Source organism: Corynebacterium sp. UBA4397 (genome assembly GCF_002390965.1).
GTDB lineage: Bacteria > Actinomycetota > Actinomycetes > Mycobacteriales > Mycobacteriaceae > Corynebacterium > Corynebacterium flavescens.
On record NZ_DGRD01000014.1, the window covers coordinates 1 to 23,587 of the forward strand.

Annotated in this window: 20 protein-coding genes, 1 tRNA gene and 1 pseudogene; 10 read left to right on the forward strand and 12 right to left on the reverse strand. The window is 58.8% G+C overall.

Annotation, left to right across the window (positions count from 1 at the left end; genetic code table 11):
- The coding region (locus tag B2696_RS03065; protein ID WP_286953883.1) for a hypothetical protein at positions 1-202 on the forward strand (202 nt) is incomplete at its 5' end.
- Positions 203-346: 144 nt separating this feature from the next.
- Here the strand turns inward: B2696_RS03065 and rplT are convergent.
- The 5 genes from rplT to uvrA all read right to left on the reverse strand — a co-directional run bounded on the left by rplT (position 347) and on the right by uvrA (position 5,640).
- Entirely contained in the window at positions 347-730 is a 384-nt protein-coding gene (rplT, locus tag B2696_RS03070; protein WP_075729742.1) for a 50S ribosomal protein L20, read from the reverse strand.
- A 59-nt stretch (positions 731-789) separates the two neighbouring features.
- The gene (gene rpmI / locus B2696_RS03075; RefSeq protein ID WP_075729741.1) at positions 790-984 is read right to left on the reverse strand and encodes a 50S ribosomal protein L35; all 195 of its coding nucleotides are present in this window, start codon (positions 982-984) and stop codon (positions 790-792) included.
- Positions 985-1,022: 38 nt separating this feature from the next.
- Positions 1,023-1,544 carry a translation initiation factor IF-3 gene (gene infC, locus B2696_RS03080; protein ID WP_075729740.1) on the reverse strand — a complete coding sequence of 174 codons (522 nt, stop codon included), beginning with the start codon at positions 1,542-1,544 and terminating at the stop codon, positions 1,023-1,025.
- A 270-nt stretch (positions 1,545-1,814) separates the two neighbouring features.
- Complete coding sequence (locus tag B2696_RS03085; RefSeq protein WP_286953836.1) at positions 1,815-2,780, reverse strand: S-adenosylmethionine synthetase; 966 nt, start codon at positions 2,778-2,780, stop codon at positions 1,815-1,817.
- A gap of 22 nt (positions 2,781-2,802) precedes the next feature.
- Positions 2,803-5,640, reverse strand: coding sequence for an excinuclease ABC subunit UvrA (gene uvrA, locus B2696_RS03090; RefSeq protein WP_075729738.1), 2,838 nt, complete (start codon positions 5,638-5,640; stop codon positions 2,803-2,805).
- Between the two features lie 62 nt (positions 5,641-5,702).
- Between uvrA and B2696_RS03095 the strand changes: the two genes are divergently transcribed.
- The 4 genes from B2696_RS03095 to B2696_RS03110 all read left to right on the forward strand — a co-directional run bounded on the left by B2696_RS03095 (position 5,703) and on the right by B2696_RS03110 (position 10,831).
- Positions 5,703-6,305 carry an MBL fold metallo-hydrolase gene (locus tag B2696_RS03095; protein WP_286953838.1) on the forward strand — a complete coding sequence of 201 codons (603 nt, stop codon included), beginning with the start codon at positions 5,703-5,705 and terminating at the stop codon, positions 6,303-6,305.
- 94 nt (positions 6,306-6,399) lie between these two features.
- The gene (locus B2696_RS03100) at positions 6,400-7,314 is read left to right on the forward strand and encodes a DoxX family protein (protein WP_276622642.1); all 915 of its coding nucleotides are present in this window, start codon (positions 6,400-6,402) and stop codon (positions 7,312-7,314) included.
- A 167-nt stretch (positions 7,315-7,481) separates the two neighbouring features.
- Positions 7,482-9,755 carry a HelD family protein gene (locus B2696_RS03105; RefSeq protein WP_286953840.1) on the forward strand — a complete coding sequence of 758 codons (2,274 nt, stop codon included), beginning with the start codon at positions 7,482-7,484 and terminating at the stop codon, positions 9,753-9,755.
- 14 nt (positions 9,756-9,769) lie between these two features.
- Positions 9,770-10,831: an App1 family protein gene (locus B2696_RS03110; protein ID WP_286953841.1), complete on the forward strand. Its 1,062-nt coding sequence runs from the start codon at positions 9,770-9,772 to the stop codon at positions 10,829-10,831.
- 21 nt (positions 10,832-10,852) lie between these two features.
- On the opposite strand, the gene B2696_RS03115 is transcribed toward B2696_RS03110, so the two are convergent.
- The 5 genes from B2696_RS03115 to rpsA all read right to left on the reverse strand — a co-directional run bounded on the left by B2696_RS03115 (position 10,853) and on the right by rpsA (position 16,396).
- Positions 10,853-11,293 carry a universal stress protein gene (locus B2696_RS03115; RefSeq protein ID WP_286953842.1) on the reverse strand — a complete coding sequence of 147 codons (441 nt, stop codon included), beginning with the start codon at positions 11,291-11,293 and terminating at the stop codon, positions 10,853-10,855.
- Between the two features lie 82 nt (positions 11,294-11,375).
- A complete protein-coding gene (locus tag B2696_RS03120; RefSeq protein WP_286953844.1) occupies positions 11,376-11,828 on the reverse strand; it encodes a universal stress protein in 453 nt (150 codons plus the stop codon).
- Positions 11,829-11,985: 157 nt separating this feature from the next.
- Positions 11,986-14,079 (reverse strand): excinuclease ABC subunit UvrB, encoded by a 2,094-nt coding sequence (gene uvrB / locus B2696_RS03125; RefSeq protein WP_286953845.1) that lies wholly within the window; start codon positions 14,077-14,079, stop codon positions 11,986-11,988.
- Between the two features lie 70 nt (positions 14,080-14,149).
- Positions 14,150-14,752: a dephospho-CoA kinase gene (gene coaE, locus B2696_RS03130; RefSeq protein WP_075729730.1), complete on the reverse strand. Its 603-nt coding sequence runs from the start codon at positions 14,750-14,752 to the stop codon at positions 14,150-14,152.
- Positions 14,753-14,935: 183 nt separating this feature from the next.
- Positions 14,936-16,396 (reverse strand): 30S ribosomal protein S1, encoded by a 1,461-nt coding sequence (rpsA, locus tag B2696_RS03135; protein ID WP_075729729.1) that lies wholly within the window; start codon positions 16,394-16,396, stop codon positions 14,936-14,938.
- Positions 16,397-16,659: 263 nt separating this feature from the next.
- Here rpsA and B2696_RS03140 point away from each other — a divergent pair, with 263 nt between their 5' ends.
- Both B2696_RS03140 and B2696_RS03145 read left to right on the forward strand, forming a co-directional pair.
- Positions 16,660-17,406 (forward strand): class I SAM-dependent methyltransferase, encoded by a 747-nt coding sequence (locus B2696_RS03140; protein WP_075729728.1) that lies wholly within the window; start codon positions 16,660-16,662, stop codon positions 17,404-17,406.
- 44 nt (positions 17,407-17,450) lie between these two features.
- Positions 17,451-17,903 carry an RDD family protein gene (locus B2696_RS03145; RefSeq protein WP_276622649.1) on the forward strand — a complete coding sequence of 151 codons (453 nt, stop codon included), beginning with the start codon at positions 17,451-17,453 and terminating at the stop codon, positions 17,901-17,903.
- Positions 17,904-17,914: 11 nt separating this feature from the next.
- Here the strand turns inward: B2696_RS03145 and polA are convergent, their stop codons facing one another.
- The gene (gene polA, locus B2696_RS03150; protein ID WP_376778875.1) at positions 17,915-20,503 is read right to left on the reverse strand and encodes a DNA polymerase I; all 2,589 of its coding nucleotides are present in this window, start codon (positions 20,501-20,503) and stop codon (positions 17,915-17,917) included.
- A 255-nt stretch (positions 20,504-20,758) separates the two neighbouring features.
- On the opposite strand from polA, the gene B2696_RS03155 reads away from it, so the two are divergent.
- Positions 20,759-20,835 (forward strand) — tRNA-Leu (locus B2696_RS03155).
- 124 nt (positions 20,836-20,959) lie between these two features.
- Here the strand turns inward: B2696_RS03155 and B2696_RS03160 are convergent.
- Positions 20,960-21,640 (reverse strand): annotated as a pseudogene (locus B2696_RS03160) (IS256 family transposase); the annotation flags it as partial.
- Between the two features lie 101 nt (positions 21,641-21,741).
- Here B2696_RS03160 and B2696_RS03165 point away from each other — a divergent pair.
- Positions 21,742-22,500, forward strand: a complete 759-nt coding sequence (locus B2696_RS03165) for a hypothetical protein (RefSeq protein WP_286953848.1) — start codon at positions 21,742-21,744, stop codon at positions 22,498-22,500.
- Positions 22,501-22,754: 254 nt separating this feature from the next.
- Positions 22,755-23,585: a DUF368 domain-containing protein gene (locus tag B2696_RS03170; RefSeq protein ID WP_075729724.1), complete on the forward strand. Its 831-nt coding sequence runs from the start codon at positions 22,755-22,757 to the stop codon at positions 23,583-23,585.
- Positions 23,586-23,587 lie beyond the last annotated feature (2 nt).

A 23,587-nucleotide genomic window follows, 5' to 3' on the forward strand; every position in this document is an offset into this window, starting at 1 on the left:
GGCGACTTCCCGCACCCCAAAACAAACCCAGCCGAGCCCGCGTGCTCATGCGGTCGATAAAGATCCAGCGGGCAGGCCCGGTGGGGAAACCAACAATGAGCAGGACTATGACTGTGCGGTGGTCATGATCCCGGAAAACACCTACATCCTCGCAGTTAAGACACCGATCCGTGTAGGCTACGGCGTCAGCTTCGATACCTAAACCATTACCGATCAGATTTCTAGCTGCCACTCCCACCACGCACTCTAAACCTCGGAAGAGCCACAAAACCCCAAAACCGAACCCCCAAAAACGCCGAAACCCCGCCGAAGCGGGGTGTGGCTTACTCGTTGCGAGTAAGTGAGACTAGGCAGCTGCCGGAGCGTTAACGTCAGTAGGCAGTGCAGCCTTCGCGGCCTCACAGAGGGCGGAGAAGGTCTCGAAGTCATTGACGGCCAGCTCAGCGAGCATCTTACGGTCAACCTCAATCTCGGCCAGGCGCAGGCCGTGGATGAGGCGGTTGTAGGTGATGTCATTCATGCGAGCAGCGGCGTTGATGCGCTGGATCCACAGCTTACGGAACTCCGACTTACGGGCGCGACGATCGCGGTAAGCGTAAGTCATGGAGTGCAGCCACTGTTCCTTGGCCTTACGGTAGAGGCGGGAACGCTGTCCGCGGTAGCCCTTAGCGGACTTCAAAATCGCGCGGCGCTTCTTCTTTGCGTTAACTGAGCGCTTGACACGTGCCACAGTAATACTTCCTTAAAACTAGATACGGGGTATGGAGATGTGAATACGGCGCGGCGCTACTAGGCGCGACCGAGGAGGCGCTTGACGCGCTTGGTGTCAGCAGGAGCAACATCGGTAGTGCCCTTGAGACGACGGGTCTGCTTGGAGGGCTTGCCTTCCAGCAGGTGGCGGCGGCCGGCCTGCTCGCGGCGAAGCTTGCCGGAACCGGTTACCTTGATCCGCTTAGCGGTGCCCTTGTGGGTCTTCTGCTTCATGAGATTTAAGTCCTTAAAATACTAAAGTGGAACTTGGTCTACTTCTTGCCCTTGCGGACTGGTCCCAAAACCATGGTCATGTTGCGGCCATCCTGCTTGGGGCGAGCCTCAACGTTGCCGTACTCAGCAACATCGTTGGCCAGACGCTCCAACAGGCGGAAGCCCAGTTCCGGCCGAGATTGCTCGCGGCCGCGGAACATGATGGTGACCTTAACCTTGGAACCTTTCTCCAGGAAGCGAACTACGTTGCCCTTCTTGGTCTCATAATCATGATCATCAATCTTCGGACGGAACTTCTGTTCCTTCACCACAGTCTGTTGCTGGTTCTTACGGGACTCGCGGGCCTTCTGGGCCTGCTCGTACTTGAACTTTCCAAAGTCCATGATTTTGGCCACCGGCGGCTTGGCGTTCGGTGCAACCTCGACCAGATCTAGATCTGCTTCATAAGCAAGCTTGCGGGCGTCATCGGTACGAACGATGCCCACCTGTTCACCACCCGGGCCTACAAGACGGACCTCGGGTACTCGGATGCGCTCATTAATGCGAGCTTCAGCGCTGATTGTGGTTCTCCTCGATTATGGGTTAATAGTTCGCCTACCGAGACCACGCACGAAGAAAATCCCGGTCTGCATCAGCAGCCGGGAGCTCTCACAAAAGAAACTAGTACTAACTAGTGACCTTTTACCTTTAGCCAGCGAAGGCGGCATCAGGTGGGAGAAACTCCGCTTGTGTCCCGCAACCTCCTGAAGAAGGCGCTACGGGCGGTAGTGAGGACTACAGTAGCAGCTTTGCATTGACGTTCCAAATCACGCTCTGGATGATCCACTCATCTAGCACGATTCCACTGGATCAAGCTCGCCTGCCGCTACGGCCGAATCAACAAGGGCGGGTATCCGCGCCGCGGCCTTGTTCAAGACTTCTACCGCGCGCCCATAAGACGCTTCCTCGCAGGTGCCCTCTATACCAACGCCTCTGCTATCTTCTTCACCATCTTCACTACCGTTTTCATTCTGAGTAGTCACGATGGCAACACCAATACTTCCCTCCCCCAACTCAAGGCTCCCGATCTGTCGTTGGGTATAAATACCAGTGTCTTCGTCCAAGCCCCATCCGCCTTTGACATGGGTCCCTTGCAGCTCCGCGAGCCCATAGGACTGCCAGTCCACGAGGTTCGACATCGCGTCATAGACATTATGGGAACCGGCGATGCAGCGCAGGTGCGCGGCAAAAGGAGCTTGTTCCCGCAGCGGCCACGTGGCATAACCAAAGGAGACGTCCCCATAATCGTCGGGCGATTGCCACTGGACGCGCGAATCCCCCTCCGCCAAAACTTCGTCGATGGCAGCCGTGGCATTATCTTCACTCCACTTGACTTGGGACCACAGTGCATAAGCTGCGTCGTTATCAGATTGCTCGATGGCCAGATTTACTAGTTCCGGCGATGCCCCATCCCGCAAGGCCGCGATAGCAATCGGGACCTTGATGGTTGACCAGGCCGGCCCCTCGCCGGCTACTCCTGCGGAAGATGTTTGAGAAGCCCCGCTCACCGCGATTCCTACTTCCCCGGGGAAATCCTCCTCAAGTTCCGATACCAAAGCGCCGAGTTGGCCAGCAAGATCCGTGCGGGATTCGCTGCTTTCCGACGCCGCCCCCAGATCCCCGGCAGAACCTGCCGAGTCCTTGACGTCATCGTTGGCGGAGTCCCCACAACCCGCAGCAAGCGCGCCTGCAAGCACCAGGCCCAGGGCCAAACGGCCGTGGCGCTCCCAGTTCGACGTTGGTGACCTTTTCTGCATAAACCCTTCGTGCATTTTCCGCCTAGAGCAGTTCTTTGAGGAACTGGCCAGTATAAGAACCGGCAACGGCTGCGACATCCTCGGGAGTGCCCTTGGCCACGACCGTTCCGCCGCCAGAACCACCCTCAGGCCCCATATCTACTATCCAGTCCGCAGCCTTGATGACGTCGAGGTTGTGCTCGATCACGATGACGGAGTTGCCCTTGTCCACTAGGCCCTGGATGACGAGCATCAGCTTGCGGATGTCCTCAAAGTGCAGGCCGGTGGTCGGCTCATCCAGGATGTAGACCGTACGCCCATTGGTGCGTTTTTGTAGCTCCGCCGCGAGTTTTACGCGTTGCGCCTCACCGCCGGACAGCGTGGTTGCGGCCTGCCCTAGACGGACATATCCCAGGCCCACCTCGACCAGCGTGGCCAGGTAGCGGTGGATGGAGGTGATGGGCTCGAAGAAATCGGCCGCCTCGGAGATGGGCATCTCTAGAACCTCGGCGATGTTCTTCCCCTTGTACAAGACCTCCAGGGTCTCCCGGTTATAGCGTGCACCGTGGCAGACCTCGCAGGGGACGTAGACGTCAGGAAGGAAGTTCATCTCAATCTTGATCGTTCCATCTCCGTGACAGGCCTCGCAACGACCGCCCTTGACGTTGAAGGAGAACCTTCCGGGCTTGTAGCCGCGGACCTTCGCCTCCTGAGTCTCGGCGAAGAGGTTACGGATCTTGTCAAACACACCTGTATAAGTGGCCGGGTTGGAACGCGGAGTGCGGCCGATGGGACTCTGATCCACCTGGACAAGCTTGTCCAGGTGCTCGATTCCTTCGACCCGCTTAGCTCTGCCCGGAACCTGACGCGCCCGATTGAGCTTGTTAGCCAAAGTCTTAGCCAAGATCTGATTGACCACGGTGGACTTACCGGAACCAGAGACGCCTGTGACACACACGAGGACACCCAGCGGAATCTCCACGTCAATATTGTGCAGGTTGTTCTCACGCGCGCCTACGACTTTGAGGACGCGCGCCTTGTCAATCTTGCGCCGCTTGTCCGGAACGCCGAGGGACTTGCGCCCCGATAGATACTGCCCAGTCAGGGATTCAGGGACATCTTCCACGCCCTTGGGAGGACCTTGGTAGACAATTTCCCCGCCGTACTCCCCCGCGCGCGGGCCAACATCCACCAGCCAATCGGCCTGGCGGATAGTTTCCTCATCATGCTCGACCACAATGAGGGTATTGCCAATATCACGCAGCTTCTGCAGCGTAGTGATAAGGCGCTGGTTATCGCGCTGGTGTAGGCCGATGGAGGGCTCGTCCAATACGTAGAGCACCCCAGCCAGCCCGGAACCAATCTGGGTAGCGAGGCGGATGCGCTGGGCCTCGCCGCCGGACAGCGTGGAGGCACCACGGTTCAACGTGAGATAGCTCAGCCCCACATCAAGCAAGAAACGCAGGCGGGCCTGCACCTCCTTGAGTACCGCGCCAGCGATGATCTCCTCGCGGTGGCCTAGCTGCAGGGTCTGCAGGAACGCCGCGGCTTCATCGATGGAAAGGGCACACAGGCCGGCGATGGATTGCTCCCCATGCGAGGAAGACGCGAGGCGGACCGCTAGAATCTCCGGCTTGAGCCGCGTTCCCCCGCAGGTTGGGCAGGGCACGCGCCGCATGTATTGCAGCAGGCGGTCTTTCTGCGAATCTGAGTCTGCGGTCTCAATCTTGCGCTCCAAAAAGCCCACTGCTCCCTCGAAAGGAGCAGTCCAGTTGCGCTGCCTGCCGTAGCGATTCTTATAACGAACCTGTACTTCAGTATCCGTTCCATAAATGAGGGCATGGCGCTGTTCCTCATTGAGCTCGCTGACAGGCGCATGCGCATCGAAGCCCAACGTTGATGCCAGGCCCTCGACGAGCTTGACAAAGTAACGCGAGTTCGGGCTCGAGTGCCAGGGCTGGATGGCATCCACGGCCGGCGCATCCGGATCCGGGATCAATAGCTCTACGTCTACCTCGAGGCGCGTGCCCAGCCCGTCACAGGCCGGGCAGGAGCCGAAGGGCGAGTTGAAGGAGAAGGCGCGGGGCTCGTACTCCTCAATCGCCAGAGCGTGCCCATTGGGGCAGGCCGCCTTCTCCGAGTAAGTATGAGTCAGCTCCGGATTATCCACGAAGTCAATGGTCACTAGCCCATCTGCCAGGCGCAGCGCGGTCTCAACTGAATCCGTCAGGCGCTGCTTCTGTGAGGCTTTTACCTGCAGGCGGTCGACGATCACATCGATGTTGTGCTTAACCTGCTTCTTGAGCTTCGGCGGCTCCGCGAGTTGATACATCTCACCGTCCACCCGCACGCGGGAATAGCCCTGCGCGGATAGGTCGGAAAAGAGGTCCACGAACTCACCCTTGCGCTTGCGCACCACCGGGGCGAGAACCTGGAACTTGAGCTTCTCAGCCTGGCTCAAGACCGTGTCCACAATCTGTTGCGGGGTCTGGCGCTCGATAACCGCATCACACACCGGGCAATGGGGTGTTCCTGCACGCGAGAACAACAAGCGGAGATAGTCATAGATCTCCGTGATGGTTCCGACGGTGGAACGAGGATTGTGGTTGGTGGACTTTTGGTCGATGGACACCGCTGGGGAGAGTCCGTCGATGAACTCGACGTCGGGCTTGTCCATCTGCCCCAAGAACATGCGGGCATAGGAGCTCAAGGACTCCACATAGCGGCGCTGTCCCTCGGCGAAGATCGTGTCAAAGGCCAGCGATGATTTCCCTGAACCCGATAGCCCTGTAAACACGACCATTTTATCGCGGGGTAGGTCTACGTCCACGCCCTTGAGGTTGTGCTCACGCGCTCCGCGTACGACCAGACGGTCTGCCACTGTTTGTGCCTCCAACGATTAAGAAAATGTCTCGCTACGAATGTACCCGTAGGCTTAGACACATGACCAACGCACTTTCCTTGCACCACATTTCCGTCTCCGAGATGGACAATAACTGCTATCTCCTCAGCGATGGTTCCGAAGGCCTGCTTGTCGACGCCGCAGCTGACGCCCCAGCCATTCTTGCGCTCGCCGAAGAAGTCGGTGTGCCCATCACCAAGGTGGTCACGACGCATCGCCATTGGGACCACGTGCGCGCCCTGCCCGAGGTTCTCGCGGCAACGGGGGCACGCCACTATGCTTCCTTCCTTGACGCCCCGGCGCTTCCCTCGCCCGTCGACGTCGAATTGCACCATGGGGACCCCATCGAGTTCGGCGAGCACACCCTTCCGGTGACAATCCTGCGCGGCCACACTCCAGGAGGTGTGGCCCTCACCGCCGTCATTGATGAGGTGGACAACCTATTTGTGGGAGATAGCCTCTTCCCCGGAGGCCTGGGCAAGACATCTTCAGAAGGAGACTTCGTCCGCCTCTACAAAGACGTGACGGAACGCATCTTCGATGTTTATCCGGACTCGGCAGTGGTGTGGCCCGGACACGGCGCCTCGACCACCCTTGGTCAGGAAAGGCCCAAGCTCGGGCAGTGGTGGGACAGGCGCTGGTAAACCCTCCAGCCGGCATTCCGCGATACGCCCGCACGCTATTCTAAGATGCGTATACTGGTGTGTTGCGAATTACTTCCACTTCTAAGGAGCACTTATGATCCGCAAGATTGCCCGTCCGATGTTGGCATCGGTATTCGTCTATGACGGAGTGGACACGCTCCGCAATGCCAGTGAGCATGTCGAGGAAACGGAGACTGCACTCTCCCAAGTTCGCTCCGTGGTTCCCTCCCAGTACGCGAGCTACGTCCCTAACGATCCTGAGATCGTCACCCGTGCACTCGGTGGCGCCAAGGTTGGTGCCGGAAGCCTCCTCGCTCTTGGTAAGGCTCCGCGCATCTCAGCAGCCGTACTGGCGCTGAGCAGCCTACCCTCTCTCCTCGGACGCAACGCCTTCTGGGCAGACGGCTCCGCAGAGGAGAAGGCCAACCGGCGTAACGGCTTCCTTACCAACACCGCTTTGCTCGGCGCCCTGTTCATCGCCACCCAGGATCGTGGCGGTAAGCCTTCGCTTGCCTGGCGCGCCCGCAAGGCCGGTGAAAAAACCAACGCCAAGATCGCGCAGGCGCTGCCCACCAAGTCGGAGTCCCAGAAGCTTGCGGATAGTGTCTCCGACCGTGCCAGCGAGTTCTCCTCTAAGGCCAGCGATTGGCTGGGAGATACCACCGCGAAGGCTGAGGCCTATGTCGATGACAACAAGGATGATTGGCAAGAAACCGGCCGCAGCCTCATCGATACCGCTAAGTCCTACGTCGAAGACGCCGTTGAGTACTTCGACAACAACAAGGATGAATGGCTAGAGAAGGCGCAGGACAACGCCGCGGTGGCCCGCAAGGGCGCAGTCAAGGCTGCGGCCAAGGCCCAAGACCGTGCCGCTTCCGCGCTCGAATCTGTAGAGTCCATCGACGGCAAGCGCGCCGCGAAGAAAGCTTCCAAGCACGCTAAGAAGCTACAAAAGCAGGCCGCGAAGAAGATTGACAAGGCCTATAAGAAGTATGGAGACCGCTTTTAATTAACGCTCGAAAAGCTTCCTCTAAGTGAGCCTCTAGAAAACACTGCGCACACGCGCTTATTCACCTTTCAACGGCCCAGCTAGTATGCTGGGCCGTTGTTCTTTTCCCGATCCTTTAAGGCTGCCAGCTGGCAAGCTCTCCGCCCCAAAAGTACTTAAGGAGACTAATGAGCCATACCAAAGATGAGACTGCTCCTGAGGCCACACCAGTAATCGGCGCAGACCCACGAAACGAAATCGCCGCAGAACAAGCCTACGTCGATGGCCTTTTTCTTCGCCTCGATGAGGAGGTCGCCACCGCACACGAGCGCCTTGATGCCGTACAGGCAGAGGTAGACCCGAGCACTCCAGATGCTGATGCACTGGTGCGCCGCGAGACGGAGTATCACGGGCTCCAGGCCAAACTTGACCGCTTAAACCTCGCACAGTTGGGCTTGGTCTTCGGCCGCATCGACATCGATGCACCGGGAGATAATCCCACTCCTGATGGTCTTGACCGCCGCTACATCGGCCGCATGGGCCTTGACGCGCGTGAGGATAACTACCGCACCCTGCTTTTGGACTGGCGCGCACCGATGGCTCGGCCTTTCTACCTTGCCACGACTGCCCATCCGGAAGGCGTCGTCGTCCGGCGTCACCTGCGTACCCACGGTCGCACGGTCACAGACGTCATCGACGAGGTTCTCTCAGGGGCCGCCACTGGGATTGAGCGCGCGGGCGTCGCCAGCGAGTCTGCGCTACATCACGCCATGCAACAGGCCCGCACAGGGCACATGGGCTCCATCGTGGAGACCATTCAACGCGAACAAGACGAAATCATCCGTGACAACAACCGTGGCGTCATGGTCGTCGAGGGTGGGCCGGGAACCGGCAAGACTGCCGTCGCCCTCCACCGCGTGGCTTACTTGCTCTATACCCACCGTGATTATCTCTCCACGGCCGGCGTACTCATCCTAGGTCCCAACTCGACCTTCTTGGACTACATCTCCCGCGTCCTGCCCGAACTCGGTGAGACTGGAGTCGTGCTTTCCACCTTGGGAAACCTCTTCCCTGGCGTGACTCCCACCTCCACAGAAACCATCGATGCACGTGAAATCAAGGGCTCTGAGGCAATGGTGGATATCCTGCGCAACGCTGTTCGTGCCTACCAGGTACTCCCCGGCACCGAACTGACGCTGAGCATCGAGCAGCTCGAGCTCACCGTGACCCCCACTATGGTCAAGGCTGCTCGGACTCGTGCACGGCGCTCGCGCAGGCCGCACAACGACGCCAGGCTTGTTTTCTCCGAGCACCTAGTGGAATCGCTCGCGCAGGCTCTCGCGGACAAAATTGGCGCCGATCCTCTTGGGGGAAGCAACCTCTTATCCCGGGCCGACGTCGACCAGCTCCACGACGACCTCGCGGAGGATGCCTCGGTGCGCGCAGCCATAGATAGCTGGTGGCCGGAGCTCGACCCCCAGGAAGTGTTGGCGGAGTTGCTGGGCTCGCGAGAGCGCATAGCTGTGGCAGCGCAGGACTATGATGATGAGACTCAGCAGGGCCTATATCGCGATGTCGGAGAAGCGTGGAGCGACTCCGATGCCGCACTGCTCGACGAGCTGGCGGAGATCATTGGTATGCCCGACCCCGATTCCGTAGCCGCCTCGGAGAAGGCTTCCTGGCGCGAGCAAATCGTGGAAGCCGAAAACGCCCTCGACATCCTCGCCTCATCAGACTCAACCGACAACGATGATGACATGTTCGAGGCCGAGATCCTCTCCGCGCACGATGTGATCGACGCCGAAACCCTCGCCCGCCGTCAAGAGGTCGGCGATAGGCGGAGCACGGCGCAGCGCGCCCGTGCGGACCACACATGGGCCTACGGCCACGTCATCGTCGATGAGGCCCAGGAGCTCACGCCCATGGAGTGGCGCATGCTCTTCCGGCGTAGTCCATCTCGGTGGATGACCTTGGTGGGCGATCCCGCGCAGACTGGCTCGCCTGCGGGGGGGGATGACTGGGCTCAAAGCTTGGAGCCTTTCGTTGGCCAGCGCTTCCGCCACCATCACCTCAGCGTAAACTACCGCACGCCGCGTCCGATAGCCCAGCTTGCCGAGGCTGTGCTGAAGGAAATCAATCCTGAAGCCGAGGCGGCAGCCGCCATCCGTGATGGCGAAGCGGTCACCCGGCTCAGTCATGCGCAGGCGCAAGCGGATGACTTCGACCTCACTCCGGGAACCACGCACACCGCCGATGGCCGCTTGCGCGCAGTCGTCACCAGCGAAAATGTGGAGGAGATCAAGGGCCTCGAGTTCGACCATGTCGTGGTGATAGATCCGGAACAGATCGTCGCCGCATCTCCCCAGGGATTGCAGAATCTCTACGTTGCTCTTACCCGCGCTACCCAGACCCTGACTCTAATAGGTGCACTCCCCGGCTTTCTTCGAGCCGCGTTGGGCTGACGTAGTCTGGGCGCATGGGTATCGCAGACATAGCGCGCAAGGCAGAGAAAGCACTCAACACCACAGTCCTGCGCCGCAGTGCACGGCGGGGATGGGTGCCGCAGGTCCTGGGCTACATGGGCTATGGCAATGGCGAGTCCGTGCACGTGCTGGCGCGCGTGCTCATGCACAATCCGCACGATGATTCCGAAGAAGGCAAAGACACTGGCTGGGCGCAGCGCGGTTACAGGCAGTTTCTCACCATTCAGGTGCCGAACTTACCAGTAGAGGTCACCGTCGGCGCCTGCACTGTGCGGGGTCGCACCGATGCCAATGGATACATCGACATTATGGCCCGCCACCACGGCCTGGAGTCAGGATGGCACAAGGCCCGGATAGAGGTCCGTGGCGCCCAGCCGATAGAAACGCAGGTTCTTATCGTCGATCCGGCGACGCCGGTGGGAATAGTCAGCGATGTTGATGACACGGTGTTGGTAACGTGGCTTCCGCGCGCGCTGACTGCGGCGTGGAACTCGTGGGTGAAAAAGACCGATACTCGCCAGCCCGTGCGGGAGATGGCAGTTTTTTATGCACACTTACGCCGTACCTATCCCGAGGCGCCGTTCTTCTATTTGTCCACCGGCGCATGGAATACCTACGATGCCTTGGTGCGCTTTCTGCGCCACCACGGTTTTCCCCTCGGCCCCATGCTCCTCACGGACTGGGGTCCTACTCCCACCGGGCTCTTTCGCAACGGCCAAGAGCATAAGCGGGTGCAGCTGCGTAATCTCTTTATTAGCTACCCAAATACTCGTTGGATTCTCATCGGCGATGACGGCCAGCATGATCCCCTGACCTATGCCGATGCTGCCACGGAGCATCCGGATCGTGTGCTGTGCGTGGCCATTCGCAACCTGAGCGCGCAAGAACAGATTCTCTCACACGGCTCCCCCACCCCACTGGCGCATGTCGGTCCAGAGCGCTACTTCGACATACCTCTCATTCAAGGCGCCGATGGATCAGAATTAGCGGCGGCCTTTCGGTCACGTATAGAGGGAGAATACCCAAACAATACTGCCGGAAAAGGCCGCCGCTAATACAGAAGGCGCGCTACGCGTTTAGTTCACGGTGTGAACGATCATGACGTCACAGTCAGACTGACGGGCAACATCGGCCGGAACTGAGCCAAGGAGGCGTCCGGTAAGGGAGTTGATTCCGCGGTTACCAACTACGAGCAGGTCTGCATCGTTGTCATTGACGATGGACATGAGAGCCTGGACGGGGGTTCCGGGGCGCACGGCGGTCTCAATCTTGGAGACACCGAACTTCTCCGCATGTGCCCTGCCGGCCTCGAGGTTGGCCTCTGCCTTATCATCACCCAAGATCGTCACGGAATCCTGGCGCAAGGTCTTCGAAGCCTGCTCCTGATTCTCGTAGTAGGCACAACCAATGATCAAGGTGGCATCGAAGGCGGCCGCAATCTTCGCGGCGTGCTCGACCGCCAAAAGGGAGGACTTCGATCCGTCGGTACCGACAACGATCTTATTGTAATCGCTCATGATGACCTTTCTGTAGGGCTTATACCCAGAATAGAGTTGAAGCTAAAACTGTCGCAGGTACTAGTCTAACAACCTCCCAGGCTCAGCGGGCCTGCGAAGTGTTGACTACCACCACATCCACTTTAGATTTATGTGTTAGTTCTGTGGGAACAGAACCAAATACTCGCCCACGCATGGAATTAAGACCCTTATTGCCCACCACGAGGAGGTCGACATCGTGGGCCTTTGCCACCTCAAGCAAAGCGTGGGCGGGGTCGCCGGACTTGCCGATGATCTCGATGCTCTCCGCGCCTTCTTCCTTGGCCACCGTGGCAGCCTTGTCCAAGTAGGACTCCGCCATTTCCTCGCTAACAACAGGCAGGCGGGCCCCCTGGGAGTTCGGGGCACCTAACAAGGAGCCGGCGTGATCGTAGAAAGCCGAAACGATAAGCATCTTAGCCCCGTAGACGCGAGCCAGCGAGGCCGCAGCCTGGACTGCCTTCATCGAGGTCTCTGAACCGTCTGTACCGACGGCAATGACGCTATAGTTAAGCATTCTTCTCCTCACCAGCTAGCCACTTATTCCACCACAACGAGGTGGTGGCCACGCTTGCCTGTTACTCGGGTTTCTTCTTCACTGCGCATCCCCTTGAGGGGGTGGGACTTTCACCATTATAGGCAAGACCGCCCTTCCGAGCCGAGACCGCGCCAGGCTAAATCCCTGCCTCCCGTAGACCGCGCAATTCCTTCTTCAGATCCATGACCTCATCGCGCAGACGCCCGGCTAGTTCGAACTTGAGATCGCGGGCGGCCTCACCCATCTGGGCCGTGAGGTCGTCGATAAGCGCCTGTACCTCATCCGCCGCCATCGTGGACACGTCCGGGCGGTCGAGCAACGCAGCCGGATCCCCAGGGGCAGCCTCCTCGGAGCTGTTTTCCTGTACTTGATCTAGGATATCGGCGATCTTCTTCCGTAGTGGCTGTGGGTCGATGCCATGTTCCTTGTTGTAGGCGATTTGCTTCTCGCGGCGCCTCTCAGTTTCATCGATGGCCTGTTCCATCGAGTCCGTAATCTTATCGGCGTACATGATGACCTCGCCGGAGACGTTACGGGCAGCACGTCCAATGGTCTGGATGAGGGACTTCGTCGATCTCAAGAATCCCTCCTTGTCTGCATCGAGGATGGTCACGAGGGAGACTTCCGGCAGGTCTAGCCCCTCGCGCAAGAGGTTGATACCGACGAGAACATCGAACTCACCTAGCCGCAGCTGCCGCAACAGCTCCACACGCTGCAGAGTGTCGATGTCCGAATGCAGGTAACGCACCTTGATGCCATGCTCAAGCAGATAGTCTGTTAAATCCTCTGCCATGCGCTTTGTCAGTGTGGTCACGAGTGTGCGCTCATGCTTGGCGACGCGCTCTTTTACCTCACCGATCAAATCATCTATTTGGCCCTTGGTGGGTTTGACGGTCACCTTCGGATCCACCAGACCCGTCGGACGGATGACCTGCTCAACAAACTCTCCGCCCGAAGCACTGAGCTCGAAATCACCGGGGGTGGCGGACATATAAACCGTCTGTCCCACCCTTTCCTCGAACTCGTCGAAGGTCAGCGGCCGGTTATCCACTGCCGAGGGGAGCCGGAAGCCAAACTCGACGAGGTTACGCTTACGGGACATATCCCCCTCGAACATGCCGCCAATCTGCGGGACCGTGACGTGAGACTCGTCGATGATGGTGAGGAAGTCCTCTGGGAAATAATCCAGCAGCGTGGCCGGCGCGGACCCAGCCGGGCGCCCATCAATGTGCCGCGAGTAATTCTCAATGCCGGAGCAGAAGCCGACCTGTTCTATCATCTCGAGATCGTACTCGGTACGCATGCGCAGGCGCTGGGCCTCCAGCAGCTTGCCACGGTTTTCCAGATCACTCAGGCGCTCAGCCAGCTCCGCCTTAATGTCAGCGACCGCCTTTTCCATCCTCTCTGGGCCAGCCACGTAGTGCGTGGCCGGGAAGATCCGCACTTCGCTGACGCGCTCAAGAACATCCCCGGTTAAGGGATGGATGTAATAGAGCTCATCCACCTCGTCACCGAAGAACTCGATGCGCACCGCCCGCTCCTCATAGGCGGGAATGATGTCTACGGTGTCCCCCTTCACGCGGAAGGTACCGCGAGTAAAGCCCACGTCATTGCGCTCATATTGGATATCCACCAGAAGCCGCAGGAAACGATCGCGGTCTATCTCCTCGCCCTCCTCCAACACGACAGAGCGGTCGAGGTAGGACTGTGGGGTACCCAGGCCATAGATGCACGAAACGGAAGAAACAACCACCACGTCGCGCCGTGAGAGCAACGAAGATGTTGCGGAGTGACGCAGCCGCTCGACGTCTTCGTTGATGGAAGAGTCTTTCTCGATGTAGGTATCCGTCTGCGCGATATAGGCCTCAGGCTGGTAGTAGTCGTAATAAGAGACGAAGTACTCGACGGCGTTGTGCGGCAGCAGCTGGCGCAACTCGTTTGCCAGCTGGGCAGCCAAGGTCTTGTTGGGGGCCATCACCAGAGTCGGTCGCTGCTGTTTTTCAATCAGCCAGGCGGCCGTGGCCGACTTACCGGTACCCGTGGCACCCATGAGAACCACGTCCGACTCCCCGCGATTCAAACGCTCATCCAGTTCAGCGATTGCCTGCGGCTGGTCACCGGCCGGTTGATAGTCGGACTCGACCTTAAACTCCGCGGTGCTGCGCTCGATGGCGCCCACAGGACGGTGCTCGGACTGGGGCAAGATGGGGTGTTCAGCTGCAAAAGCCATAGCCGCCAGTCTAGAACTTTTTGTACTATCGCGACATCAGGGGGTGAGCGCGGCAAGTCCTTCTATGGGTTTAGGCCCAGCGCTTTTCGATGGCGCCTGCTACCTCGGCGACCTGCGGTGCAAGCTGGCTTAAGGTCCCGTTGTTATCGATCACGTAGTCTGCGGCGCCAAGACGCACCTCGTCCGACACCTGGGCTGCTATCCGCGCCCTAGCATCGGCCTCATCCAAACCGCGTGAATCCACCAGACGCGCAATGCGGGTGTCCTTATCTACGTCGACAACGATGACGGCATCCATACCGGTGTGCAGACCCTTGTCCACCAACAGGGGCATATCGTAGACAACGTAGGGCTCGCCCGCTGCGCGAGCGGCCGCGAAGCGCCACTGTGTTTCTTCCTCGATTGCCGGATGAGTGATGGAGTTCAGCACCTGCGTGTGCTCCGCGTCAGCAAAGGCCCGCTGTGCCAGCAAGGAACGCCGCAACGTTCCATCTTCGGCGAGAATATCCTCGCCGAAAGCCTCCACCAGCCTGGCTAGGGCCGGCTGCCCCGGCTTCACGATCTCGCGCGCGATGGCATCCGCGTCCACCACCTGCCATCCGTGCTGTGCCAAGAGTGCAGCCACGGTGGATTTCCCGCTGCCAATACCTCCAGTAAGGCCTATCAATCTCATGCCCCACAGAGTACGTCATCGCACACTCGAGAATAATAAATTGCCTCTAAACAAGCAGAAGGAGAAAACAACAAAATACCCCCTGTAGGTACCTTCCCAAGTAAAGGAGAGCACCCACGGGGGGCAATAAAGCACACTGCGCTAAATAGGCAGGGACTGCCTATCTATGACGCATAGTGATTCCTAGTTGCCGGCGAGCTTGTCACGCAATGCGGCGAGCTGCTCGTCAGAAGCCAGGGAGCCGCCAACCTCAGCCGGGGCCTCGGATGCCGGAGCAGCATCGGAGGACTCGGAGGAGTACTTGGAGGACTCTGCGGCCTCAGCAGCCTCAGCTGCTGCGGCACGGTTGCGCTCGATCTGAGCGGTGTGCAGGTTGAAGCGACGCTCGGACTCGGCGTAGCGAGCCTCCCAAGCCTGACGCTGCTCGTCGAAGCCCTCGAGCCACTCGTTGGTCTCTGCGTCGAAGCCCTCGGGGAAGACGTAGTTGCCCTGCTCATCGTAGGAGTCAGCCATGCCGTACTTGGAAGGATCGAACTCATCCGAGTAATCCTCATCAGCCTGCTTGACGGACAGCGAGATGCGGCGACGCTCGAGATCGATGTCGATGACCTTGACCATAACTTCTTGGCCAACGGAAACAACCTGATCCGGAACCTCGACGTGGCGCTGAGCCAGCTCGGAGATGTGGACGAGACCCTCGATGCCCTCTTCGACGCGAACGAAGGCGCCGAAAGGAACGAGCTTGGTGACCTTGCCCGGGACGATCTGGCCCACAGCGTGGGTGCGGGCGAATACGCGCCACGGATCTTCCTGGGTGGCCTTCAGCGACAGCGAAACGCGCTCGCGGTCGAGATCGACGTCGAGCACCTCAACGGTGACCTCGTCACCGACGGTGACAACCTCAGAGGGGTGATCGATGTGCTTCCAGGACAGCTCGGAAACGTGAACCAAGCCGTCGACGCCGCCGAGGTCCACGAAGGCACCGAAGTTGACGATGGAGGACACGACGCCCTTGCGGACCTGGCCCTTCTGCAGCTGGTGCAGGAACTCGGAGCGAACCTCAGACTGGGTCTGCTCGAGGAAGGCACGGCGGGAAAGAACAACGTTGTTGCGCTGCTTGTCGAGCTCGATGATCTTTGCTTCCAGCTCCTGGCCGATGTACGGCTCCAGGTCGCGGACGCGACGCATCTCAACGAGGGAAGCAGGCAGGAATCCACGCAGGCCGATGTCCAGGATGAGACCACCCTTGACGACCTCGATGACGGTACCGGTAACGGGCTCGTCCTTGGCCTGCAGCTCCTCGATGGCGCCCCAGGCACGCTCGTACTGAGCGCGCTTCTTCGACAGGATCAGGCGACCTTCCTTGTCCTCCTTGGTGAGGACAAGTGCGTCAATCTGGTCGCCGACCTCGACGACCTCATCCGGGTCGACGTCATGCTTGATGGAAAGCTCGCGAGACGGGATGACGCCTTCGGTCTTGTAACCGATGTCGAGCAAAACCTCGTCGTGGTCAACCTTGACCACGGTGCCCTCGACGATGTCACCATCGTTGAAGTACTTGATGGTGGCGTCAACGGCTGCGAGGAAGTCCTCTGCGGTTCCGATATCGTTGATCGCAACCTGAGGGGTGTTAGAAGTTGGCATATGAAAAAATGCTCCGAATGTGATGTAGGAGATCGTATGTGGACAGTTACGCGTCTCTCGATCATTCCCAGTTCACGGGCACAAAAAGGCCGCCAGAACCGCGGGAACTCGATCCCGCCCCGTGCACGATAAAGACTCTCCTACAAAAGCCTAGTACCGACCGAAGCACAGACACGCTTGCATTACACTACATTAACCCAGCTTAAAGGGCAAATATTCCCCTGCGTCTTTGGAGCCCCATTGAGAGAGGTAGGTTAATTCTCATGCCCACCCCATCACAGGCCAACGAGCGCTTCTGGGACGCGGACTCCGCCTCCTATCACTTGAGCCACCCAGACTACCTCGCTGACTTCTATTGGTGTCCGGAGATGCTGCACGAGAAGGATGCGCATCTGCTCGGTGATACCACAGGCAAACGCATCCTTGAGGTGGGATGCGGCTCAGCCGCCTGCACTCGCTGGCTACACGGTCGCTCAGCTTTGGCACTGGGATTCGATATCTCTCGGTCCATGCTCGGCCATGCCGCAACGCGGAAGCAAAGCCCTGATCTCCCCCTCGTGCAGGCCGATGTGCTCAATATTCCCCTCGCCAGCAACTCCTTCGATATTGCATTCTCCGCCTTTGGAGCCCTGCCCTTCGTCCAAGACATAGACCACGCTCTGGCCGAGATTTCCCGGGTGACGCGGCCAGGTGGAAGGTTTGTATTCTCGGTCAACCACCCCATGCGGTGGATCTTTCCTGATGATCCCGGCGAGCTCACCGCCTCGGTGAGCTACTTCGAGCGTTCATATCTCGAGCATGACGACGCAGGGGAGCTAACCTACGCCGAGTTCCATCGCACCCTCGGTGACTGGTTCCGCGCGCTACAGATGCGAGGTTCTTTCCTCATCGAGGACGTTATCGAGCCGGAATGGCCCCCGGAGCTGAGCACCGAATGGGGCCAATGGTCACCGCTGCGCGGGGGCATCTTTCCCGGCACCATCATCTTCTCCTGTACCAACATGAAATAACGTCGTTTCGAGTTCACTCACGTCAAAAGGTTAAGGTGAGTTCCATGTTCTGGGAGAGATTCAAGCTGAGCCTGCGCCGCGCCGTGGCCTGGTGGATAGATGCCTTCTTGGCGGCCGCCGTCATCGTAGTTTTACGTTGGTTGCTACACCTAGCAGGCGTGGAGCTTAACGGCCGAAGCGGTGCGATCTACGATATCGTCTCCTTCGCGCTCGTTTTCTACATCTATCGCGTGGGCTTCGAGGCAACGAAGCACACCACACTCGGCAAATGGTCCCTGCGCCTGGAGATCATTGGGCCCCACGGTTGGCGCCCAGCCGCTATTCGCAACAGCTGGGTGCTCCTCACCCTCATCTCGGTGACTGGGCTTCGCTTCGTGGAACCCGTCATCGTCGCCATCCTGGGGGTATCCACGCTCTTGGTTGGAAGGCACCCCTTCGATATGGCCGCCGGAGACCTCGTACTAGAAAAGCTGCCGCCCGAACTGAAGGAAGAATAACACTGGACCGCCTAGTGCGCGGCGGCATCCCAGTTGTCTCCCATGCCCGTCGAAACCTCGAGGGGGACGTCGAGGGTGATGGCCGAGTCCATCTCGCGCTCGAGAATTGCCTTGACTTCCTCGCGCTCACCTGGGGAGACTTCCACCACCAGTTCATCGTGCACCTGCAGCAAGACGCGGGACTTCATCCCTGCGAGAGCCTTGTCCACCCGAATCATGGCAATCTTGATGATATCGGCGGCTGTGCCCTGAATGGGCGCATTAAGCGCGGCCCGCTCAGCGTTCTCTCGCGCCACTCGGTTGTCTGAGTTGAGCTCGGGTAGATAACGGCGACGCCCAAATACGGTCGAGGTATATCCGTCCTTTCGGGCCTGAACCACAACCTCATCGAGGTACTTCTTCACCCCACCGAAGCGCTCGAAGTAGTTTTCCATGATCTGTTTGGCCTCGCGAGCCGGGATGCCAAGCTGCTGCGAAAGCCCAAAGGCTGAAAGCCCATAGACCAACCCATAGGACATGGCCTTAACACGGCGGCGTAGTTCCGGGGTGACCTCCGTGACCGGGACGTCAAAAACCTTCGATCCGACGTAGTTGTGAAGATCCTCTCCCTCCCGATAGGCCTCAATGAGCCCTGGATCCTTCGAGAGATGGGCCATGACGCGCATCTCGATCTGCGAATAGTCGGCGGTGAGCAGAGTTTCAAAGCCCTTGCCCACCACGAAAGCAGAGCGGATCTGGCGTCCAGCCGCCGTGCGCACGGGAATGTTCTGCAGGTTCGGATCGGTAGAGGATAGACGTCCGGTGGACGCCACCGTCTGATTAAAGGTGGTGTGGATGCGCCCGTCCGGCTGCACCGTTTTAATAAGACCCTCCAGCGTGGTCTTCATCTTCTGAAACTCACGATGAGCCAGTAGGTGGTCCAAGAAAGGATGCGGGTGCTCGGCGGCGAGCTGCTCTATCTCCTTAGCGGCCGTAGAATATCCCGTCTTTGTCTTCTTAGTCTTGGGCAAGTCCAAGGTTTCGAAGAGCACCGTTTGCAGCTGCTTCGGCGAATTCAGGTTGAGCGAGTCATCGCCGGCAAGCTCGCGGGCTGCTGCTTCTTGCTCGGCGACCTGCTCGATGAAGGCATCCCGCTGAGTCTCCAAAATCTCAACGTCAACGGCGATACCCGTGGCCTCCATGCGCGCAAGGATGGAGACTAGGGGAAGCTCCAGATCGGTGTAGAGCTCGAAGGAATCTATCTCCTGCAGCTCCTGCGTTAGCGCTCCCGCAAGCTCCATGATCGCCGCAGCCTGCTCTAACAGCCCAGTCTCATCAAGCAAGGAGAGCTGATTACCGGCAGTCGGCAGAGTCTTCTGCAGGTGGCGCTGATAGACATCTGCCAGGGCGTAGGTGCGCTGGCCGGGACGCAGCAGGTAGGCGGCGATGGCGGTATCGTGTGCGATGCCGCGCAGGTGCACACCGCGACCAGCAAGCATGTGGAAGGCCGACTTTGCCCCGTGGAAGTACTTCGGCGCGTCAGATTCCAGCCACTGCGCCAGGACCTTGTCATCCTCTGCGGAAAGCTCGCCGAGCTCTAACTGGAGCCCTCTAAAACCGCCGTCGACAAGCGCGAGTGCGGAGGCATCCCCCCGCGCGGGCCGGCCGTCACCCTGTACGAATACCGCCACGTTGGCACGGCCAGGCAGCCATTGCGCCAAAGGCTCATCCACTACGGTGATCTCCGAGGACAACGCCGCAGGCTGCGGCTCCGTATCCCCGTCGTGGGGAATGGCATTGAGGATGCGCTCGCGCAGATTCCCGCCGAACTCCAACCTGTCAAACTCCGCGGATACCTCGCTCACACGCGCGCCCTTGAAAGCGAGATCGTCCGGGCCCGCCTCCAGGTCCATATCTGTAATCATCTGTGTGAGCTTGCGATTCATCTTCACCTGCTCTATGCGATCCCGGAAGTTTTGACCGGCGACGCCCTTGATGTCCTCCGCGTGCTCGATGAGACCATCGAGGCTCCCGTACTCGAGGATCCACTTGGTGGCGGTCTTCTCCCCCACCTTGGGAACGGAGGGAAGGTTATCTGAAGGGTCTCCGCGCAGCGCGGCGAAGTCCGGATACTGCGCGGGACTAAGTCCGTACTTTTCCTCCACTGCCTGCGGCGTGAAACGGTGCAGAGTGGAGACCCCGCGCATGGGGTAGAGAACAGTCGTGGAATCGTTGACCAGCTGAAGGTAATCCCGGTCGCCGGTGACGATATAGGTATCGTATGCATCCGCCTCGGTGGCAAGCGTTGCCACGATGTCATCAGCCTCGAAGTTTTCCCGGGACATGGTTGTAATGCCCAGGGTCTCAAGGATCTCCTGGATCACGTCCACCTGGCCCTTGAACTCCTCCGGCGCCGCCTCACGCTGCGCCTTGTACTCCGGGAACATCTCAGTGCGGAAAGTCTTTCTTCCCACATCGAATGCCACGGCGATGGAGTCTGGCTTTTCCTCTGCCACGATATTGGCCAGCATGGAAAGGAAGCCATAGACCGCGTTGGTATATTGCCCACCTGAGGTCGAGAAGTTTTCCGCAGGCAAGGCATAAAAGGCGCGGAAAGCCATGGAGTGTCCGTCAATAAGGAGAAGGCGAGGCTGAGTAGAAGTCACTTAAGCCATCTTAGGTAACTCCCCCATGCCGCGTTAGACCGCCCACTCCGCCGAGCGAGGAAACTGCTTCCCACAGGGAGAAACATGCCCGCATGTGACCCCAATTAGGAAGCGCAACAATTGTTGCGCTAAACTTCATTCCAGTCGCGGCACCGCTACGACACCGACTTGATTTGAGGTCTGCTTTTAGGCCTTTGCAGTCCAAGTCGCGCCCCTGTAGCCCAATTGGCAGAGGCAATGGATTCAAAACCCATTCAGTGTGAGTTCGAGTCTCACCAGGGGCACCACACACCCGGTTATCTCTTTTGAGTTAGCCGGGTTTTTCCGTCAATCCCCTCAACTACGGGCTAATGCTCAGAATGTGTTGTTTTGCGGCGTGTCGTAGTAATGGTCATTTTGTGTTGGTGAGGGCTAGCGCATTGTGCCTTTTCTGATTCCCATATTGTGGTTGTAGGCAGCGTCTATGGCGTTGTCGAGGGTTGCTGGTCGGCTGTCGTCATGGCCGTTGGTGGCTTGTTTCTCCTGGTTGGCAAGGATTGTTGCTTTGGCGAGTGCGTCTTTGCCCCAGTTTTGCTGCCTGGCGATTTCTACAGGGTCGTCAGGCAGTTGTGTGTGGAGGTAGAGCCACCAGTCGCAGGCGATGCGTTGGTGTTCATCTCGTAGCCCGCGGTGGTCGTACATGAGCTTTTTGATCGGCGAGTTGATTCCGCCTTCAAGACTGTTGGTGGTGCTTTTGAGTTTTGTGGCGTCTGTCTTTTCAGTCAGAAATGTAAACAGGTGCTTGTCTTTGGCTAGGTTTTGTAGCTGTGTGTATGCCCCACGGTGGATGTAGTGGGTGTACCACCAGCGTTTGTTGCGTCTTTTTGACGTAGGGATCTGCTCGTATGGAGTGTCTTTGATGTAGGTCTTTTCGTTGAGCAGATGGTGGAAAGTGTGCCCGAATTTATGCAGCTTGACAGTCCATTGTGCAGCTTGTTCTAGGTTTTCTACTGCGAGCAACTCTAGTGAGAGTCGTCGTAGTGCTTTGCCCATCGTTGATTTTGGATACAGGCCGGTAGCGCGTTGGACGTTGCGTTTGATGTGGACGAGGCAGGGACCTGACCCCCGCCGTTCGCTTAGGTACTGCACGCATCGCACAGATAGCCGGCGCAGTCTTCCTCTTAGGTCCGCTGATACCAGCGCTCCTGCCGGGCTTGAATGAAAGGATCTCACTTTTCGGCGGAGCCTTTCCCCTGTGGTCGTGGGTGGGATATGGCTGCGTGGGAATCATCGCACATAGAATGCTCCTAGACTCAGGCCGCAGGCAGGCAATAGCCGCCGCAGTGGGACTTGTTCTCACCACAGACGGGTTATTCCTGCGCGGAGTCCTCGATATCTTCTTTTCCGGCGGCTACGGAACGACGGGAAGGCTCTTTCTTCTGCTTGATTCTTTGCCAGAGTTCTTCATCAGCGGCTTAAGTGTCTGCTTGGCCGCGGACGGGCACTCCGGTGGGCTCATTGACCAGGCCACCAGCGTGGGTTTTTCACTGTTGGTTCTCGCCCTGTGCCTGCTGCTCGGCGCGGTACGAGGTCTTTCCTTCGTACTCACCTCTTTCAAGGCTTTCGGTTCCATGGCGCTGACGCTCTATGTCGCGCACGTCCTCTCAGCGGCGTGGGTCTATGGGGCTTTCGTCCCCTTTGATCCCTCGGAAACTGCAGCGCAAAGCTCTGCCTCCGTCTCCGCCTCCACCTCCGCCTCGGCTTCCTTGCAAGGCGAGGGGAGCCCGAGCGCCTTGGGCTGGAGCGTGGTGGTTGGCTCGGCGGGGGCGACGGCGTGGAAAGCACGCTATCGCCGCGGGCCTCTAGAAGCAGCTATGCACCGCATCGTCGTTGCTCAAAGCTCGCTGAGTACCCCTCCTACCGGCGCCAGCGTGCCAGAAAGCGCGGAGGAACAGGTGCAGGTTTCCGCATAACCCGCACGTCGATGCATATTTGCAGTCTCGGACGTTGGGTGAAACAATAAAGGACTATCGGGTGCGCACGCTGCATAGTTCCCTCAGTCTCTCCCCCCGTCTCATTCCGTGTTTGGGCAAGGGCGAGGTCGGCATTATTCATAGCGCTACCGCTGGTTGGCGGGTGTCCCCCTCAGCACGGTGTTCCTATATCTGAGAGGAAAGCTCGGCACGGCACCCCGTTTAGACCCCATTTACCTATTAGTTTCGGAAATATGCATTATATTCTCAACGCCCTTCGCGGCGCGATCATCGGCATGGCCGAGCTAGTCCCCGGCATCTCTGGAGGCACCGTCGCACTCATCATCGGCATCTACGAACGCGCCCTAAGAAACGCGAACTGGCTCATCTCGGGGCGTTTCAAGCAGGTTGAGTGGGGGTTTCTGGCCTCAGTCGCCGTAGGAATTTTCGCCGCTGTCTTCGGATTTTCTTCCATCCTCTCCGCCTTTGTGGAAAACCAGGTGTCGGTCTCCAATGCACTTTTCTTTGGCATGGTGGCGGTATCCATCTTCGTTCCGTTCTCGATGCTCAGCGCTGCTGACCGCACCTCCCGCCAGGCCATCATCGCTTTCATCCTCGCCGCAATAAGCTTCTTCCTGCTCACAGGCTATATCTCCGAACCCAAAGAAAACCCGAGCTTCATCGTCATCTTCTTCGCTGCCGCCATTGCGGTCTGTGCGCTCATCATGCCGGGAGTCTCCGGTTCCCTTATCCTGCTGACGCTGGGGCTATATGCCCCCATTATTACTGCTGTCTCCGAGCGTAATTTCGCCATTATCGGCGTATTCTTCCTCGGCGCCATCTGCGGACTCGCCGCGTTTGTCAAGGTCTTGAACTATCTGCTGGAGCACAAGCGGACGCCTACTTTGGCGGCAATGGCCGGCTTCATGCTGGGATCCCTTCGTCCTCTGTGGCCCTTCGGTAGTGACCAGGATGCCAGCACGGGACTTGTATTCGCGATCATGGCCTTGGGCGCGCTGGTCGTGGCCTTGCTCATCTTCGCCGACGCCCGCGCAGCAAAAACCATTGAAAAGAAGGCTAGTTAAGC